At 71.5% G+C, this 1,026-nt stretch carries 1 pseudogene; it reads left to right on the top strand.

What is annotated here, in order from left to right:
• Window positions 1-81 precede the first annotated feature (81 nt).
• Window positions 82-1,026 (top strand): annotated as a pseudogene (locus Amac_RS54280) (hypothetical protein); the annotation flags it as partial.

Below are 1,026 nucleotides of genomic sequence, written 5' to 3'. Positions count from 1 at the left end.
GGTGGGAGATCCACCGAACCTTCAAGCGCGTCCTCTCAACAGCGGCCGGTGTTGGCGGGGCTTGCCGCCAGGGCCGCTCGATTGGCCGATCAATTTGGGGATCTCGGTCTCTTCGACGAGGCGGAGTTCGCGCGCATGCTCGCGATTCGCGCGCTGCTGGCCGTGGGTCGTACGGCGGAATCCCAGCGAGCGGTTTGGTCGCGTCACAACAGGAAGGCCTCGCTCGAAGTCCGGCTGATGCGGCATCTGACCGCGGCCGAGCTGGCTCGGGCCGATGGCCGGAGTGGGCAGGTCATGGCCGAATTGCGCGCGGGACTGTCACTGGTGGACTCGCGCCGTGCCCGCATGGGCAGCCTGGACATGCGGACCGGAGCGGCCGGGCTCGGCCTCGACCTCGCTCGCGCCGGATTGTCCGCCGCGCTCGAACGCGGCTCGCCGAGGATGGTGTTCGACTGGTCGGAACGTTGCCGCGCCCAGGCGTTCCGGCATCGCCCCGTCCGCCCGCCGCACGACGAGGCCAGCACCGAGGCACTCGCCGAACTGCGCCAGCTCAGCCAGTGGATCAGGACCAACCCGGCACAGGCCAGGCAGGAGCCGCGGCTGCGTGAACGCTGCCTGGAATTGGAGCGATTGCTGCGCGAGAAGGTCTGGCAGTCGCCGGGGGAGCGGGAGGGCAACGCGCTCTCCTCAGCGCGCGCGGTGACGGACGAGCTGGCCGCCGCCGACCTGGCCATGCTCAGCCTGCTGAACGTGGGCGGCCAACTGGTCGGCCTGGTAGTCCGGGATCACCGGATCAGCCTGCACCCCCTCGGCGACTACGCGCCCATGGCCGAGGCGGCCCGCAAGCTGGCCGCCGACCTGAGCGCCCTGGCCGGACGGAACCGCCCCGCCCGCATCAGGGAGGTGATCGCCGCCTCGGCCCGCCGCCAGCGCACCATTCTGGGAAGCACGCTCCTCGCGCCTCTCTTGCCCGCGCTGCACGGCACCAACCGCGCAGGCGGCACCCACGGCGCAGGCGGCACTCAC

This window comes from Acrocarpospora macrocephala (assembly GCF_009687865.1).
GTDB classification, from domain to species: Bacteria; Actinomycetota; Actinomycetes; order Streptosporangiales; family Streptosporangiaceae; genus Acrocarpospora; species Acrocarpospora macrocephala.
The sequence above is the reverse complement of the archived record's forward strand: the minus strand, read 5'-3'. Positions and strand labels throughout refer to the sequence as shown.